The 14,365-nt window shown below is 68.5% G+C and carries 14 protein-coding genes; 4 read left to right on the top strand and 10 right to left on the bottom strand.

Annotation, left to right across the window (positions count from 1 at the left end; translation table 11 throughout):
* Positions 1-54 precede the first annotated feature (54 nt).
* From ACMV5O_RS16280 to ACMV5O_RS16265, 4 genes are read right to left on the bottom strand one after another with little or no spacing between them, the layout of a single operon-like run.
* Complete coding sequence (locus tag ACMV5O_RS16280) at positions 55-1,002, bottom strand: branched-chain amino acid ABC transporter permease (RefSeq protein WP_416164445.1); 948 nt, start codon at positions 1,000-1,002, stop codon at positions 55-57.
* Positions 1,002-1,871 (bottom strand): branched-chain amino acid ABC transporter permease, encoded by an 870-nt coding sequence (locus ACMV5O_RS16275; protein ID WP_416164444.1) that lies wholly within the window; start codon positions 1,869-1,871, stop codon positions 1,002-1,004. Before ACMV5O_RS16275 ends, ACMV5O_RS16280 begins: the two co-directional genes overlap by 1 nt.
* A gap of 12 nt (positions 1,872-1,883) precedes the next feature.
* Complete coding sequence (locus ACMV5O_RS16270; RefSeq protein ID WP_416164443.1) at positions 1,884-2,588, bottom strand: ABC transporter ATP-binding protein; 705 nt, start codon at positions 2,586-2,588, stop codon at positions 1,884-1,886.
* On the bottom strand, positions 2,588-3,427 hold the full coding sequence (locus tag ACMV5O_RS16265) for an ABC transporter ATP-binding protein (protein ID WP_416164442.1): 840 nt from the start codon (positions 3,425-3,427) through the stop codon (positions 2,588-2,590). Before ACMV5O_RS16265 ends, ACMV5O_RS16270 begins: the two co-directional genes overlap by 1 nt.
* Positions 3,428-3,654: 227 nt before the next feature.
* On the opposite strand from ACMV5O_RS16265, the gene ACMV5O_RS16260 reads away from it, so the two are divergent.
* Positions 3,655-4,047, top strand: coding sequence for a rhodanese-like domain-containing protein (locus tag ACMV5O_RS16260; RefSeq protein WP_325437973.1), 393 nt, complete (start codon positions 3,655-3,657; stop codon positions 4,045-4,047).
* A 42-nt stretch (positions 4,048-4,089) separates the two neighbouring features.
* Here the strand turns inward: ACMV5O_RS16260 and ACMV5O_RS16255 are convergent, their stop codons facing one another.
* The 3 genes from ACMV5O_RS16255 to ACMV5O_RS16245 form a co-directional block, all read right to left on the bottom strand.
* The gene (locus ACMV5O_RS16255) at positions 4,090-5,280 is read right to left on the bottom strand and encodes a multidrug effflux MFS transporter (RefSeq protein ID WP_416164441.1); all 1,191 of its coding nucleotides are present in this window, start codon (positions 5,278-5,280) and stop codon (positions 4,090-4,092) included.
* Between the two features lie 144 nt (positions 5,281-5,424).
* Positions 5,425-6,927, bottom strand: a complete 1,503-nt coding sequence (locus ACMV5O_RS16250) for a YifB family Mg chelatase-like AAA ATPase (protein ID WP_416164440.1) — start codon at positions 6,925-6,927, stop codon at positions 5,425-5,427.
* Between the two features lie 101 nt (positions 6,928-7,028).
* Positions 7,029-7,295, bottom strand: a complete 267-nt coding sequence (locus ACMV5O_RS16245) for an accessory factor UbiK family protein (protein ID WP_416164439.1) — start codon at positions 7,293-7,295, stop codon at positions 7,029-7,031.
* Positions 7,296-7,569: 274 nt separating this feature from the next.
* Between ACMV5O_RS16245 and ACMV5O_RS16240 the strand changes: the two genes are divergently transcribed.
* The 3 genes from ACMV5O_RS16240 (at position 7,570) to ACMV5O_RS16230 (ending at position 10,075) form a co-directional block, all read left to right on the top strand.
* Positions 7,570-8,334 (top strand): TorF family putative porin, encoded by a 765-nt coding sequence (locus ACMV5O_RS16240; RefSeq protein ID WP_416164438.1) that lies wholly within the window; start codon positions 7,570-7,572, stop codon positions 8,332-8,334.
* A gap of 70 nt (positions 8,335-8,404) precedes the next feature.
* A complete protein-coding gene (gene glnK, locus ACMV5O_RS16235) occupies positions 8,405-8,743 on the top strand; it encodes a P-II family nitrogen regulator (protein ID WP_416164437.1) in 339 nt (112 codons plus the stop codon).
* A gap of 12 nt (positions 8,744-8,755) precedes the next feature.
* Positions 8,756-10,075, top strand: a complete 1,320-nt coding sequence (locus tag ACMV5O_RS16230; protein ID WP_416164436.1) for an ammonium transporter — start codon at positions 8,756-8,758, stop codon at positions 10,073-10,075.
* Positions 10,076-10,286: 211 nt separating this feature from the next.
* On the opposite strand, the gene ACMV5O_RS16225 is transcribed toward ACMV5O_RS16230, so the two are convergent.
* The 3 genes from ACMV5O_RS16225 to ACMV5O_RS16215 all read right to left on the bottom strand — a co-directional run bounded on the left by ACMV5O_RS16225 (position 10,287) and on the right by ACMV5O_RS16215 (position 14,217).
* Positions 10,287-13,352 (bottom strand): ankyrin repeat domain-containing protein, encoded by a 3,066-nt coding sequence (locus ACMV5O_RS16225; RefSeq protein WP_416164435.1) that lies wholly within the window; start codon positions 13,350-13,352, stop codon positions 10,287-10,289.
* Between the two features lie 168 nt (positions 13,353-13,520).
* On the bottom strand, positions 13,521-13,865 hold the full coding sequence (locus tag ACMV5O_RS16220; protein WP_416164434.1) for a cupin domain-containing protein: 345 nt from the start codon (positions 13,863-13,865) through the stop codon (positions 13,521-13,523).
* Positions 13,866-14,049: 184 nt separating this feature from the next.
* Positions 14,050-14,217, bottom strand: a complete 168-nt coding sequence (locus tag ACMV5O_RS16215) for an SDR family oxidoreductase (RefSeq protein WP_416164433.1) — start codon at positions 14,215-14,217, stop codon at positions 14,050-14,052.
* Positions 14,218-14,365 lie beyond the last annotated feature (148 nt).

The raw sequence follows: 14,365 nt of genomic DNA, 5'->3' as shown, positions 1-14,365 counted from the left end.
AATCGGAGGCCCTGCGGACCCCCGCGGTTGAATGCATCGAAGCCGCCCAGGCCCTCACCGAGGGGGCGGCGCGGCGCCGGCGTGGTGCTCGGGCAGGATGCCCTCGGGGCGGAAGCGCAGCACCAGTTGCAGGGTCAGGCCGATGATGAAGACCCGGGCGTACTTGGCCTGGATCGCGACCTCGGTCGGCAGGCGGTCGGTGAGCAGCTCGGACACCGACCAGATGATCCAGATCACCGCCGCGCCCAGGATGGCGCCGCGGTTGTTCCCCGAGCCGCCCAGGATCAGCATGATCCAGATCAGGAAGGTGGCGATCATCGGGTCGATCGCCTCGGGCGTGATCGAGCGGTTGAAATGCACGAACAGCGCACCGGCCAGGCCCATCAGCGCCGAGCCGAAGACGAAAGCCTGCAGGCGGCGATCGGCGACGCGCTTGCCCATCGCCGCGGCGGCGTTCTCGTTGTCGCGAATGGCCCGCATCATGCGGCCCCAGGGCGCATTCACCTGGCGCTCGACGAGCAGGTAGGCGAGCAGTACCAGCACCCCCACGATCGCCAGATAAGCGAGCTGAGACTGCATGTAGGGCAGTTCGCCAAAGGGACGCGGCACGCCGGTGATGCCGCGCACGCCGCCGGTGAGCCAGCCCTCGGTGCGGATCACCAGGCGGATGATCTCGGCGATGCCGATGGTGGCAATCGCCAGGTAGTCGGAGCGAAAGCGCAGGCAGATCTTGCCGATCGGCCACGCGATCGCCGCTGCCACGACCATTGCCGCCACCCAGCCCAGCACCATCGGCAGCTCGAAGCCGCCCAGCCGCTGCGCCGCCGGCAGGCTGGTGAGGATGGCCGAGGTGTAGGCACCGATCGCGAAAAAGCCCGCGATGCCGGCATTGAACAGGCCGGTGAAGCCCCACTGGATGTTGAGTCCGAGCGCGAGCAGGGCATAGATGCCGATCAGGATGGCCATGAAGACCGCGTAGTTGGCGAGACCGAGCAGATCCATCAGAGCACCTTGCCGTTGAGCAGGCCACGCGGGCGGACGAGCAGGATGAGCAGCAGCAGCGCAAAGGCAGTCGCCGCCTTGTACTGCGCCGGCAGGATGAAGATCGACATCTCCTCGGCGATGCCCACCACCAGGCCGCCGAGCACCGCGCCCTCGACACGGCCCACGCCGCCGACGATGGCGGCGGCGAACATCGGCAGCAGCAGTTGCCAGCCCATCATCGAATGCAGCTCGGTGTTGATGCCGAGCATGAAGCCCGAGGCCGCGCACAGCGCGCCGACGATGGCCCAGGTCAGCATCGTCACCTTGCGGTTGTCCACCCCCGACAGACGGGCCAGATCGGGGTTGTCCGACATCGCCCGCATCGCCTTGCCCCACTTGGAGTGGCGCAGGAAGAGCGCAAGGCCGATCACGATCAGCACCACCGAGGCCAGGGTGTAGAGCTCGCGCGGGCGCAGCAGGACGCCGAAATACGAGTCCGGCCGCACGATGCCGCTGGCGTAGGTCTTGGGGTCCACGCCCCACGTCACCTGCACCACCGAGCGCAGCATCAGCGCCACGCCAAGCGAGGCCATCACGGTGACGATCTTGGGCCGCGCCTTGAGGTAGTCGTAAAAGGCCTTGTCCACGCCGATGGCCACCACCGCGGTCACCGCCATCGCCAGCGGCAGGGCCGTCCATGGGTCCATGCCGCCGGCGACCAGGGCGAGCGCGATGAAGGCGCCGAGCGTGGCCATGTCGCCATGGGCGAAGTGGGCGAAGCGCAGGATGCCGAACACCAGCGTGATGCCGATCGCGCCGACCGCATAGATGGCACCGAGCACGATGCCCGGCACCAGGTAGAAGTTGAGGAAGTCGAGCAGGGTCATGTCGTCGTCCCGTCAGCCGCCGAGGAACATCTCGGCCACTTCGCGATCGGCGAGCAGGGCCTGGCCCGTGCCCTCGTGGCGGTTGGCGCCGGTCGCCAGCACGTAGCCGCGGTCGCAGAAGGCCAGCGCCTGCTTGGCGTGCTGCTCGACGAGCAGGATGGACACGCCGGCGTCGCGCACGTCGCGGGTGATCTGGAAGATCTGCTCCATGTACTTGGGCGACAGGCCGGCGGTCGGTTCGTCGAGCAGCAGCAGCTTCGGCGAGAGCATCAGCGCGCGCCCCATTGCCACCATCTGGCGCTGGCCGCCCGAGAGGTCGCCGGCGAGGTTCCTGCGCTTGGCCTTGAGATCGGGGAACAGGCCATACACGCGGTCGTAGGCCGCGGACAGGTCGCCGCTGCGCAGGAAGGCCCCCATCTCGAAGTTCTCGTGCACCGTCATCTCGCGAAACACGTTGTCCACCTGGGGCACGTAGCACACGCCGCGCTGCACGATACGGTTGGGCGCCCAGCCGGTGATGTCCTCACCGTCGAACACGATGCACCCGCCGCGCACGTTGAGCAGGCCGAACACCGCCTTCATCGCGGTGGATTTGCCGGCGCCATTGGGGCCGACGATGACAACGATCTCCTTGTCGGCCACCGTCATCGACACTCCCTGCAGGATGTCCGCATCGCCATAGCCGCCGCGCACCTCCTGCAGCTCGAGCAGCGCCATCACAGGTTGTCCCTGGGCAGTTCCTGCTCGCGCAGTTGCTCGACCCTGGGGTCATGCTCGGCCGCGTTGCGCTCGACCGCCGACGGCGTCTCGCCAAGATAGGCCTCGAGCACCCGCGCATCGGCGCGCACGGTGTGGAAGTCGCCCTCGATCAGGACCCTGCCCTCGGCCATGCACACCACCGGCTGACACAGTTTCTCGATCATCTCCATGTCGTGCTCGATGAGGATGAAGGTGTAGCCCCAGTCCCGATTGAGGATCAGGATCTTCTCCTCGAGCTTGCGCAACAGGGTGCGATTGACGCCGGCCGCCGGCTCATCGAGCAGCACCAGCCTGGCGTCGGTCATCATCGTGCGGCCCAGCTCGAGCAGCTTCTTCTGCCCGCCCGACAGGTTGCCGGCGCGCTCGTGCGCGACATGGCTGAGCTCGAGAAAGGCCAGCGTCTCCTCGGCCTTGCGCCGCACCGCCGCCTCGACCTCGCACACTTTGCCCCAGGCCAGCCAGTTGGCGAACAGGTTCTCGCCTGGCTGCTGCGGCGGCACCATCATCAGGTTCTCGAGCGCGCTCAGGCGTTGGAACTCGTGCGGAATCTGGAAGGTGCGCACCAGGCCCTTGTGGAACAGCGCATCGGTCGACAGCGGCGTGACGTCCTCGCCGAGAAAGCGGATCGTGCCCGCGGTGGGCTGCAGCGCCCCCGCGATCAGGTTGAACAGCGTCGTCTTGCCCGCGCCATTGGGGCCGATGAGGCCAAGGATCTCGCCCTTGTTCACCCGCATCGTGCAGCCATCGACGGCGCGAAAGCCGCCGAAGGCTTTGACCAGGCCTTGCACTTCCAGCATAAAGCGTGTCCCTTGCGTAACCCGCGCCGGCTGCGGCACGGCCGTTCGTCGCACGATCCCCTGACGAGTCGCAACGGCCGCGATGTCACACCCCTGACTGCATCGCTGGACTCTAGCTCAAGGCCCGCGGGGCGCAAAGTCAGGGGCAACCACAACATGCGCGCCCCGCGGCCATATCCGTTATTCAGAATATAATGCTGCGCCTGAGGAGCTGGAGCCCAACAAGAATGAAGCACATCACCCCCAAGGAAGCGCACGCGCTGCTGCAGTCGGACCCGGATGCGCTGCTGATCGACGTGCGCAGCGAGATCGAATTCCTCTTCGTCGGCCATCCGGTGGGCGCGATTCACGTGTCCTGGAACGATGGCCCGGACTGGGACATCAATCCGAGCTTCGTCGGCGAGATCAAGAAGCTGGCCGGCAACGGCGGCCATCGGCCGATCCTGCTCATCTGCCGCTCGGGCAATCGCTCGGCCATCGCCGGCGAGGCCCTGGAGCAGGCCGGCTTCACCGCCGTCTACAACATCAGCGACGGCTTCGAGGGCGAGCTCGACCACAATCACCACCGCAACACCGTAAACGGCTGGCGCCACGACGGCCTGCCGTGGGAGCAGTGCTGAGGGCAGCCGCGCCCGGCAGCGCGGGTCAGCCGCGATCGACGCTCACTGGCGCCCTGCCGCCAGCGCCAGCCACAGCACCCAGCCGAGCAGCCCGCAGCCGAGGAACACCGCCATGCCGCCTGCCAGGCTGAGCGGGCTGGCCCACAGCAAGGGCGCCGCCACACCGGCGCTGAGCGTATTCAGCCCGATCTGCACGAAGCTCTGACAGCTCGAAGCCATGCCGCGGCGTGCGGGGAAGAGCTCGAGCGCCAGCAGGCTCATGCTCGGCGTCGCCAGCGCCATGCCGCAACTGAACACCGCGATCGGCAGGATCGACTGCGGCACCCCTGCCGGCAGCCCGGCCGCCACCGCCAGGTTCAGCGCCACGCCGACGAGCATCACCGCGAAGCCCGCGCCGACGGTGCGCCGCGGCCGCCAGCGCCCGGCCAAGCGCTCGGACAGCAGCGAGCCGAGCATCATGCCGCTCACCGCCGGTCCGAACAGCCACACGAAGCCGGCCTGCGACAGGCCGAGATGCTCGAGGATGAACACCGGCGCCGACAACACGTACACGAAGAAACCGTTGAAGCTGAACGCGATCGCCAGCGCGAGCAGCATGAAGGCCAGGCGCCCGAAGATGGCCCGGTAGCCGCGCCACAGGTGGGCCGGGTGCATCGACTGGCGATCTTCCGCGGCCAATGTCTCGGGCAGGAAGCGCCAGGTCATCCACGCCAGCAGGGTGCCGAACAGCGCGAGAAAGGCGAAGATCGCGCGCCACCCTGCCAGCGCCAGCAAGGCCGCGCCGAACAGGGGCGCGACCGCCGGCGCCAGCGCAAAGATCAGCATCACGCGCGACATCAGGCGCTGCGCCTGCGGACCGTCGTGCAGGTCGCGCACCACGGCGCGCCCGACCACGACGCCGGCGCCTCCGCACAAGCCCTGCAGCGCCCGCCCGAACCACAGCCATTCGATGCTCGGCGCCAGCGCACAGATCAGCGAGGCGAGCGCGAACAGGCTGGTCATCACGATCAGCATGCGGCGGCGGCCGAAGCGGTCGGCGAGCACGCCCTGCCACAGCACCATCAGCGCCAGCGCGCCCATGTAGGCGGTGAGCGTCTGCTGCACCTCGATCTGGCTCGCCCCGAGCGCCGCACGAATGTGCGGGAAGGCAGGCAGGTAGGTGTCGATCGCGAACGGGCCGATGGCGGACAGTGCCGCCAGCAGCCAGGGCAGCCAGGAGGAATTGGAGGGCATTGAAGCGGCGGGTGGGTGTTGTCGTTATTGTTGCGCTTGCTGGCGTTGAGACCTGGCCCGGAATCCAGCTCATGAGCCGGATGCAGCGCCAACGCCGCGCGCGACCGACCCCGAGCTTACCCCAAGGCGCGCGCCGCGCCGCCCTCAACGCACGTCCACGCTGCGGCGGTATTGGATCGCCTCGGCGACCTGCGCCGCGCCGGGCCGGGCGGCGCCGGCCAGGTCGGCCAGCGTGCGCGCCACCCGCAGGATGCGGTGATAGGCGCGCGCCGACAGGTTGAGCCGCGCCATTGCCTGCTTGAGCAGGGCCGCGCCCGCCGTATCCGGTGTGCAGTGGCGGTCGACCTGGCCCGCCTCGAGCCGCGCATTGACCACCCCCTGGCGCTCGAGCTGGATCGCACGCGCCGCCTCCACGCGCTGGCGCACGGCCTCCGAGCCCTCGCCGGGCGCCGCCGCGACCAACTCCTCATGGGCCAGCGCGGGTACTTCGACGACCAGATCGATGCGGTCGAGCAGCGGCCCCGACACCCGCCCGCGATAGCGCGCCACCTGCTCCGGCGAGCACACGCAGCGCCGCGTCGGATGGCCGGCGTAACCGCAAGGGCAGGGGTTCATCGCCGCCACGAGCTGGAAGCGGGCTGGGAATTCCGCGCGCCGACGCACCCGCGACACGGTGACCGCGCCGGTCTCGAGCGGCTCGCGCAAGGCCTCGAGCACGCGGCGGTCGAACTCGGGCAGTTCGTCGAGGAACAGCACGCCGTGGTTCGCCAGCGAGATCTCGCCCGGCCGCGGCGTCGCCCCGCCGCCCACCAGCGCCGCGGCCGAGGCCGAATGGTGGGGCGCACGAAATGGCCGCTGGCGCCAGTGCGCCGGATCGAAGCGGCCTTCGAGCGAGAACAGCGCCGCGCTCTCGACCGCCTCGTCCTCGCTCATTGTCGGCAGCAGGCCCGGCAGGCGCTGCGCGAGCATGGATTTTCCGGTGCCGGGCGGGCCGAACATCATGATCGAGTGCGCACCGGCCGCCGCCACCTCGAGCGCGCGACGCGCCTGCAGCTGGCCGCGCACGTCAGCCAGGTCGGGCACGCCCGCCCGCGCAGCGGGCTGCAGGGCGGCGGCCGGCTGCACCGGCAGTGCCACATGGCCATTGAGGTGGGCGCACACGGCGAGCAGGCTGGCGGCCGGCAACACCCGTGCGCCCGAGGCGAGCGCCGCCTCGGCGGCGTTGTCGGCAGGCAGCACCAGTGCCCGGCCGCCACGCGCGGCGGCAAGCGCCACCGCGAGCACGCCACGCACCGCGCGCAGATCACCGGTCAGCGACAGCTCGCCGCAGAACTCCGCCGCTTCCAGGCCCTGCCCCGCCACCTGCCCGGACGCAACCAGGATGCCGACGGCGATGGCGAGATCGAAGCGCCCACCCTCCTTGGGCAGGTCGGCGGGTGCCAGGTTGACCGTGATGCGGCGCTGGGGGAATTCGAACTGCGAGGTCTGGATCGCCGCCCGCACGCGATCGCGCGCCTCGCGCACCTCGGTGTCGGGCAGGCCGACCAGGCTGAAGGCAGGCAGGCCGTTCGCCAGGTGTACTTCGACCGTGACCTCGGGCGCATCGAGGCCGGCAAGTGCGCGGCTGCGCACGAGCGCGAGGGACATGCGGTTCTCCTGAGCAGGCGGGACGCCAGTCTAGCGGAGAACGCAGTAATGACAAAAGGATAAGCCGGGCAGCGCGGACACGCCTGCCCGGCGTACGCGACTCAGTCGCTGCGGTCGGTCCGGTCGGCGTCCTCGGCGAGCAGGCGCTCGAGCTCCGCCACGCGCGCCTCGAGTTCGGCGAGCTTCTTGCGCGTATGCGCCAGCACCTCGCGCTGGACCTCGAATTCCTCGCGCGTGACCAGGTCGAGCTTACCCAGGGCGCCGCCGAGCAGGGCCTTGGCGTTCTTTTCAATGTCCCGGACCGGGCTGTTGGCGGCCAGTTCGGACAGCTTGGCGCCGATCTCGTCGAGGATGCGTGGAGTGCTCATGGTGGCTTGCGGCAAGGGTTGTGGATGCGGCGAAGTCTAGCACGCCGCCCCCGATGCACCAGAAACAGGCCTGCCCCCTACCGTGCGACGCACCAGACTGGTGCATGGAGGGCCATTCTCGTGCATGAAATCGTGCGGCAGTGCAGCAAACGCCCCCCGTGCGCGTGCATCGCAGGCCTCGGAAGCCTTGCTGGACAAGGCTTTTAGGAAGCTGGCACACACCCTGCTTAGGGATACCCGTCAAAAACTCTAAACCACCCGTCAGGAGCTCACCATGGGCAAGACCCTTCTCGCTACCGCCCTCACCGTCGCCGCCGCCCTGCCCGTGGCAGGCACCGCTCACGCCGACGGCCCGATCAGCGCCAACCTCACCCTCACCACCGACTACGTCTTCCGCGGCATCAGCCAGTCGCAGGGCAAGGCGGCGCTGCAGGGCGGCCTCGACTACGCCCACGAGAGCGGCCTGTACATCGGCACCTGGGGCTCGAACGTGGGCTGGGTGGATGACATCGCCAAGACCAACAACAGCCTCGAGCTCGACCTCTATGCCGGCTATGCCGGCGAGGCCGGTCCGCTGTCCTACGACGTCGGTGTGCTCCAGTACTACTACCCGGGCGACAAGATCGCCGGCACGCCGTCGCCGGACTCCACCGAGCTGTACCTGGCGCTGGGCTGGGAGTTCCTCGAGGTGAAGTACTCGCACGCGATCTCCAAGCACCTGTTCGGCTGGACCGGCACGAACGGCGAGAAGACCCGCAATAGCAACTATGTCGAGCTCAACGCCGAATACGAGATCGCACCGACCTGGTCGCTGTCGGCCCACGTCGGCCACCAGCGCATCCGTCGCAACAGCGACGCCTCGTACACGGACTGGGGTCTGGGCATCAGCAAGGACGTCGGCTTCGGCACGGTCGCCTTCAACTACTCCGACTCCGATGCCGACGGCAGCTGCGCGCTGAGCCAGCCCTACTGCTTCGGCAGCAACGGTAAGAACGCAGCGGGCGATCACTACGTGCTGTCCTTCAGCAAGGAATTCTGAGCCTTCACGATGTCCCGGCTCATCCGCGGATGAGCCGGGTGCAAGCCAACTTCACAGAGGTGGACCAACCATGAAATTCATCGCCGCCATCATCAAGCCCTTCAAGCTCGACGAAGTGCGCGAGGCGCTGTCCGCGATCGGCGTACAGGGCATCACCGTCACCGAGGTCAAGGGCTTCGGCCGCCAGAAGGGCCACACCGAGCTCTATCGCGGCGCCGAATACGTCGTCGACTTCCTGCCCAAGGTCAAGGTCGAAGCCGCCGTCTCCGACGACCTCCTCGACCAGGCCATCGAGGCCATCGAGAAGTCCGCCGCCACCGGCAAGATCGGCGACGGCAAGATCTTCGTCTTCGATCTGGAACAGGCCATCCGCATCCGCACCGGTGAGACCGGCTCGGACGCGTTGTAAGGGAGAACGAAAATGAAAAGACACTTTGCATTCCTGCCGGCACTGCTGCTCGCCGGCGCGTCGGGCGGCGCCTTCGCCCAGGAGGCGGTCGAGGCCGCAGTCGAGGTCAACAAGGGCGACGTGGCCTGGATCATGACCGCGACCCTGCTCGTGCTGATGATGGCCCTGCCCGGCCTGGCACTGTTCTACGGCGGCCTGGTGCGCGCCAAGAACATGCTATCGGTGCTGATGCAGGTGATGACCGTGTTCTCGCTCAACGCCCTGTTGTTCGCGATCTACGGCTACAGCCTGGCCTTCACCGAGGCCACACCCTTCATCGGCTCGCTCGACAAGGTCTTCCTGTCCGGCGTCACCATCGACTCGCTCGCCGACACCTTCACCGAGACCGTGAAGCTGCCCGAGTTCGCCTTCATCGCCTTCCAGGCCACCTTTGCCGGCATCACCGGGGCGCTCATCGTCGGCGCCTTCGCCGAGCGCATGAAGTTCTCCGCGGTGCTGATCTTCTCGGTGATCTGGTTCACCTTCTGCTACCTGCCGATCTGCCACATGGTGTGGGGCCCGGGCGGCTACCTGCTCGAGGACGGCGCGCTCGACTTCGCCGGCGGCACCGTGGTGCACATCAACGCCGGTATCGCCGGCCTGGTGGGCGCCTACATGGTGGGCAAGCGCATCGGCTTCGGTCGCGAATCGATGGCGCCGCACAGCCTGACGCTGACCATGGTCGGGGCCTCGCTGCTGTGGGTGGGCTGGTTCGGCTTCAACGCCGGCTCCAACCTCGAGGCCACCTCGGGCGCGGCACTGGCCTTCATCAACACCTTGTTCGCCACCGCCGCCGCGGTGCTGGCCTGGTCGCTGGGCGAAGCGCTGATCAAGGGCAAGCCCTCGATGCTGGGTGCGGCCTCGGGTGCGGTCGCCGGCCTGGTTGCCATCACCCCGGCCTGCGGCTCGGTCGGCCCGATGGGCGCCATCATCATCGGCCTGCTGTCCGGCTTCATCTGCCTGTGGGGCGTCAATGGCCTCAAGCACATGCTGGGGGCGGACGACGCGCTCGACGTGTTCGGCGTGCATGGCGTGGGCGGCATCGTCGGTGCCATCCTCACCGGCGTCTTCGCGGCCCCGTCGCTGGGCGGCACCGGCGGCGAAGACTTCGCCATGGGTGCCCAGGTGTGGATCCAGACCTGGAGCGTGATCGTGACCATCATCTGGTCGGCGGTGGTGGCCTTCATCGCCTACAAGATCGCCGACCTGCTCGTCGGCCTGCGGGTGCCGGAAGAGGAAGAGCGCGAAGGCCTCGACATCACCGCGCACGGCGAATCGGCCTACCGCGTGTAATCGCCCCTCAAGCACCTGCGGGACCGTGCTCCTGCGGTCCTGTTTCGAACGGCGCCCTGCGGGGCGCCGTATTTTTTGGTTCTTCGCGTAACCTGGCGGAGCTCGTGGCCGAAGCCCGGCATGTGGGCATCTGGGCCGCCTGAACACGCGACCTGCGCGGATACTGGCCCACACGGCGGCTTAGGGCTTCCTCGCGGTGCCGCCCCGCTGACTACTTTTCTCCCTTCTCCGCCGCGTGGCGCGCTTCGATCTCGCGACGGATGCGCTCGATCTCACGCGCCTTCGCCTGCGGTGTGCCCCACGCCGGCGGCTGCGCCTGCGCCTCGGCCCTCGCCTTCTCGCGCGCCGCGATCGCCTGGCGCCGTCGCTCTTCGGCCTGGCGCAAGGCCTCCGCCTGCGCCCGCTCGGCCTCCTCTTCGCGCGCGATGGCACGCTCCATCATGATCGGCGTCGGGCACGGCGCCAGCTTCGCCGCCGCGCCGTACTCGTCGACCATGCGCCAGGTCTCGCGGCGGGCAAACTCGGCCACCAGCGGCAGGTTCAGCGCCTGGAACACCGGGACCCAGGACTCCACCTCGCCCCCTTCCGCACCCTCGACGCGCACCCGGCGCCGCACCGACAGCTGCGGATTGAACTGGTACCAGCCCTGCTCCACGCGGCGGAAGAGCTGGCGGTTGTAGGCGTAGTCGCGTGCGACCTCGTTTCGCGCCAGCACGCTGGAAAGGTGCTGGCGCTTGTTGCGCTCGGCGCGCAGCACGCTGCCCGGCAGGTGCTGCCACGCATCGAGGATCGCCTGCGCCTCGAAGGCGGCCAGGAAACGGCGCTGCGGCCGGGTGAAGCGGCTGCGGAACAGCACCCACAGCGTCTGCACCAGGAAGTACTCGGCGTGATGGCGGTCGATGCGCACCAGGCGTTCGCCGGTGTTGAAGTCGATGCGCGCCGGCGCGACGCGCTCGAACACCGCGGCGAGCGGCCCGCGCGCATGGGCCGGGTCGCGGAAGGATTCGCGCAGCGCCCAGTGCAGCGCGTTCCAGCCGTAGTGGTCGGTGGCCTCGGGGTCGGCGCCGCGCTCGAGCAGCGCGTCGACCAGGGCGACGTTACCCGCGGCCGCGGCGGCCATCAGCGGCGTCTGGTTCATCGGCAGGCGGTGATCGACACCGTGCTGGTCGCACTGGCGCAGCACGTCCTTGAAGCTGCGGCCGAAGTACGGCATCCAGGTCTTGCGGCCGTGGGTGCCCAGCTGGCGCTCGAAGGCGCGCGCGGCGGCAAACTCGCCTTCCTCGGCGAGCAGTCGCGCGAGTTCCGGCTCGTCGTGGCAGGTGGCGTAGTCGTACAGTTGCTGGCGGTGCTTGCTGCCGGGGGCGCGCTCGCGGAAGGTCTTCACCAGCAGCTCGCGCAGCCGCACCTCGTCAGTCACCGGCCACGGCACCGGGCTCTGGCGCAGGATGTCGCGGCGGATGGCGTCGGCCTGTTCCTGCTTGCCCTGCAGCTCGAGCTTGCGCGCCTCCTTCTGCCAGTCCTCCAGCGTCGATTTCGCCGCCGCCAGCTTCACCGCGCCGCCCTCGGCCAGGCCCAGCAGGCCGAACAGCGGGTGCGCGGTATCCGACTCGATCACGTACAGGTTGCGGATCGCGCGCGTCAGCGCCACGTACAGCGCATTGACGAAGAACTTGTACACCTCCAGCGACTTGTCTTCCTTGTCGCGTGCGCGGCGGTATTCCAGGTTCTCCACCGCCAGGTCGGCCGCCTCGACGCCATCGACGATCTCGGCGAAGTCCTTGCGATGGTCGGAGACGAAGCGGTACAGCACGATGTTGTCGTACTCGAGCCCCTTCGCCTCGTGGATCGAGAACAGCAGTGGGGTGGCGAAGCGCTTTCGCGCCTCGGCCTTGTCCTCGTCGCGCATCACCAGCACGGCGAAGCGGGTGGACTGGCGCACGCTTTTGTCGAGCTCGCGCAGCGCGGCGTCCTTGTCCGCCATCAGCACCACCTCGCCCGGCTCGCCGCCGATCGCATCGACCAGGAAGTTGCTCTCGCGGTCGATCGAGCCGAAGCGGCGATGCTTGATCTTGAGCAGGGTGTTGGCCACCCGCGTGGCCTCGCGGCCGTTGCGGAAGTTGGCAGTGAGCACCGCCAGCTCCTGCCGCCGCGCGAGCTCCGGGTCACGCCAGAACAGGCTCTTCACCTGGCTCCAGGAGAAGAAGTTGGGATGCACGATCTGGTTCGAATCGCCGCATAGCAGGAAGTGGCCGGGCTTCTTCAGCGTCGCCAGCACCAGGTCGAGCTGCGCCGGGGTCAGGTCCTGCACCTCGTCGACGACCACGAAGTCGTAGCGCAGCGCGGCCAGCGCGCGCGAGGCCTGCGCGACCAGGCCGAGGTCGAACAGGCCGGCTTCGGCCAGCCACGCCCGATACTTGTCGAACAGGTCGTACAGGCGCTCACGGGCGTCGACCGGAAAGATCGACTGGCGCACGCCCAGCGCCAGGTAGTCGGCACGGCTCAGCACCCCGCCCGCACGGGCAACGATCACGCCGCGGATCTCCTCGAAGGCCTGATGCGCGTCGATGTCGCGAAAGCCCTGCCGCATGCGTGCGAACCACGCCGCAAAGTCGCGCCAGCTCGCCTCGCGCCCGGCCGGCACGCGGATCGATTCGACGAACTCGCGGAAGGACAGGAAGCTCGCGTCCTGGCCGGCATGCTCGAAGCCGTGGGCGTAATACAGGTCGCGCGCGCTCTGCGCCAGGTAGGCCGAGTGCGTGACGTACAGCACCTCGCCCTCGGCATGCTTGAGCTTTTCCAGGGTCAGCGCGGTCTTGCCGCTGCCGGCGCTGCCCACCAGGATCAGCGGTGGCGGCCGGCGGTAGATCGCCTGCTGGGCGTCGTCGAAGGACAACGGCTTGTCGAGCAGGTGGATCGTGGTGTGCTCGGGATGCAGGTAGCGCAGCGGCTGCGCCTCGCGCACCGCGGCATCGACGTCGGCATCGGCGATCTGCGCCTCGTCGATCTGCGCGCCGCGCAGGAAGCGCGACTTGTCGTAGGCGTGATGGGCGATCACCTCCAGCACCAGCACGCAGGTCTCGTCACGGTGGCGCAGCAGCGTGAACAGCAGGCGGTCGGCGTCGTTGAGGCGGGCGCGGTAATACGCCGCGCCACTCGCGCCGACCAGCTTCTTCACCTGCGCCGCACGAAAATCCCCGCGCCCCAAGGCCTCACACACCCTGGTGTAGGCCGCGCGCACGCGCGCGGTGTCGAGCCCTGCGTATTCGAGAACCTTCATTGCCCCCCGCTCCGATGCCGGCCCGCCGACCAGCACATCTGAAAGAAACGGGAATGATAAGGCGGTTTGCCGGCTGGCCCGACAACCGATGGCCCACAAGCCACGGCCCGCAGACAACGGGATGACTGCGGGCCCGGGTCGTCGGTTCAGCGCCCGGGCAGGGCGAGCTCAGGCGAAGACGAAGTACTTCCGCACCGTCTCCACCACCTCCCAGGTGCCCCTCATGCCCGGCTCGACGATGAAGATGTCCCCGGCCTTCAGATGGATCGGCTCGCCGCCGTCGGGGGTGATGATGCAGTAGCCCTCGCGGAAGTCGCAGTATTCCCATTTCTCGTAGGCGACCCGCCATTTGCCCGGCGTGCAGATCCAGGTGCCCATGATCTTCTTGCCGTCTTCCGAGGTGTAGGCGTTGAGGTTGACGGTGTGCGGCTCGCCGGCGATGCGCTCCCATTTGCAGGCATCGAGCATCGGCACGGGCACGGTCTCGCGGAGAACGGTGATGGGCTTGTTCATATTCGCTCCAGATAGTCGGGTTGGCGTTGCGAGGCAACGCGAATGCAGGACTCTAGAGCGCCTGGGCGCAACGCAATTGTCCGAAATGGACATGAAAGCGCCCAAAACCGGCATGCCTGCCCCGCCGCCGCGGAGGGTCCGTGACGGCGGGGCAGGCATGCCGAAGATGACGGTCCGGCTCGACTCAGGCGATGCTCTCGACGATGCCGCCCTCGACCCGCAGCGCCGCGCCGGTGGTCGCGCTGGCCTGCGGCGAGGCGGCATAGACGCACAGGTTGGCGATCCCCTCCGGGCTGGCGAAGCGCCGGATCAGGCTCGATGGCCGGTTTTCGGCGAGGAACAGGGCCTCCATTGGTGGCCGATACGCCGCGTTCCTGTGCCATGCTGGCGATGAACGCGACCGCGCCCTCGGTCCGCGTCGGCCCCGGCAGGATGGTGTTGACGGTCACCCCGCTGCCGGCCAGCCCCTAGGCGATGGCGAAACCAATGCCACCGGTGGA

The organism is Thauera sp. WH-1 (assembly GCF_047806685.1).
GTDB lineage: Bacteria > Pseudomonadota > Gammaproteobacteria > Burkholderiales > Rhodocyclaceae > Thauera.
This window is presented reverse-complemented; position numbering and strand designations above follow the sequence as displayed.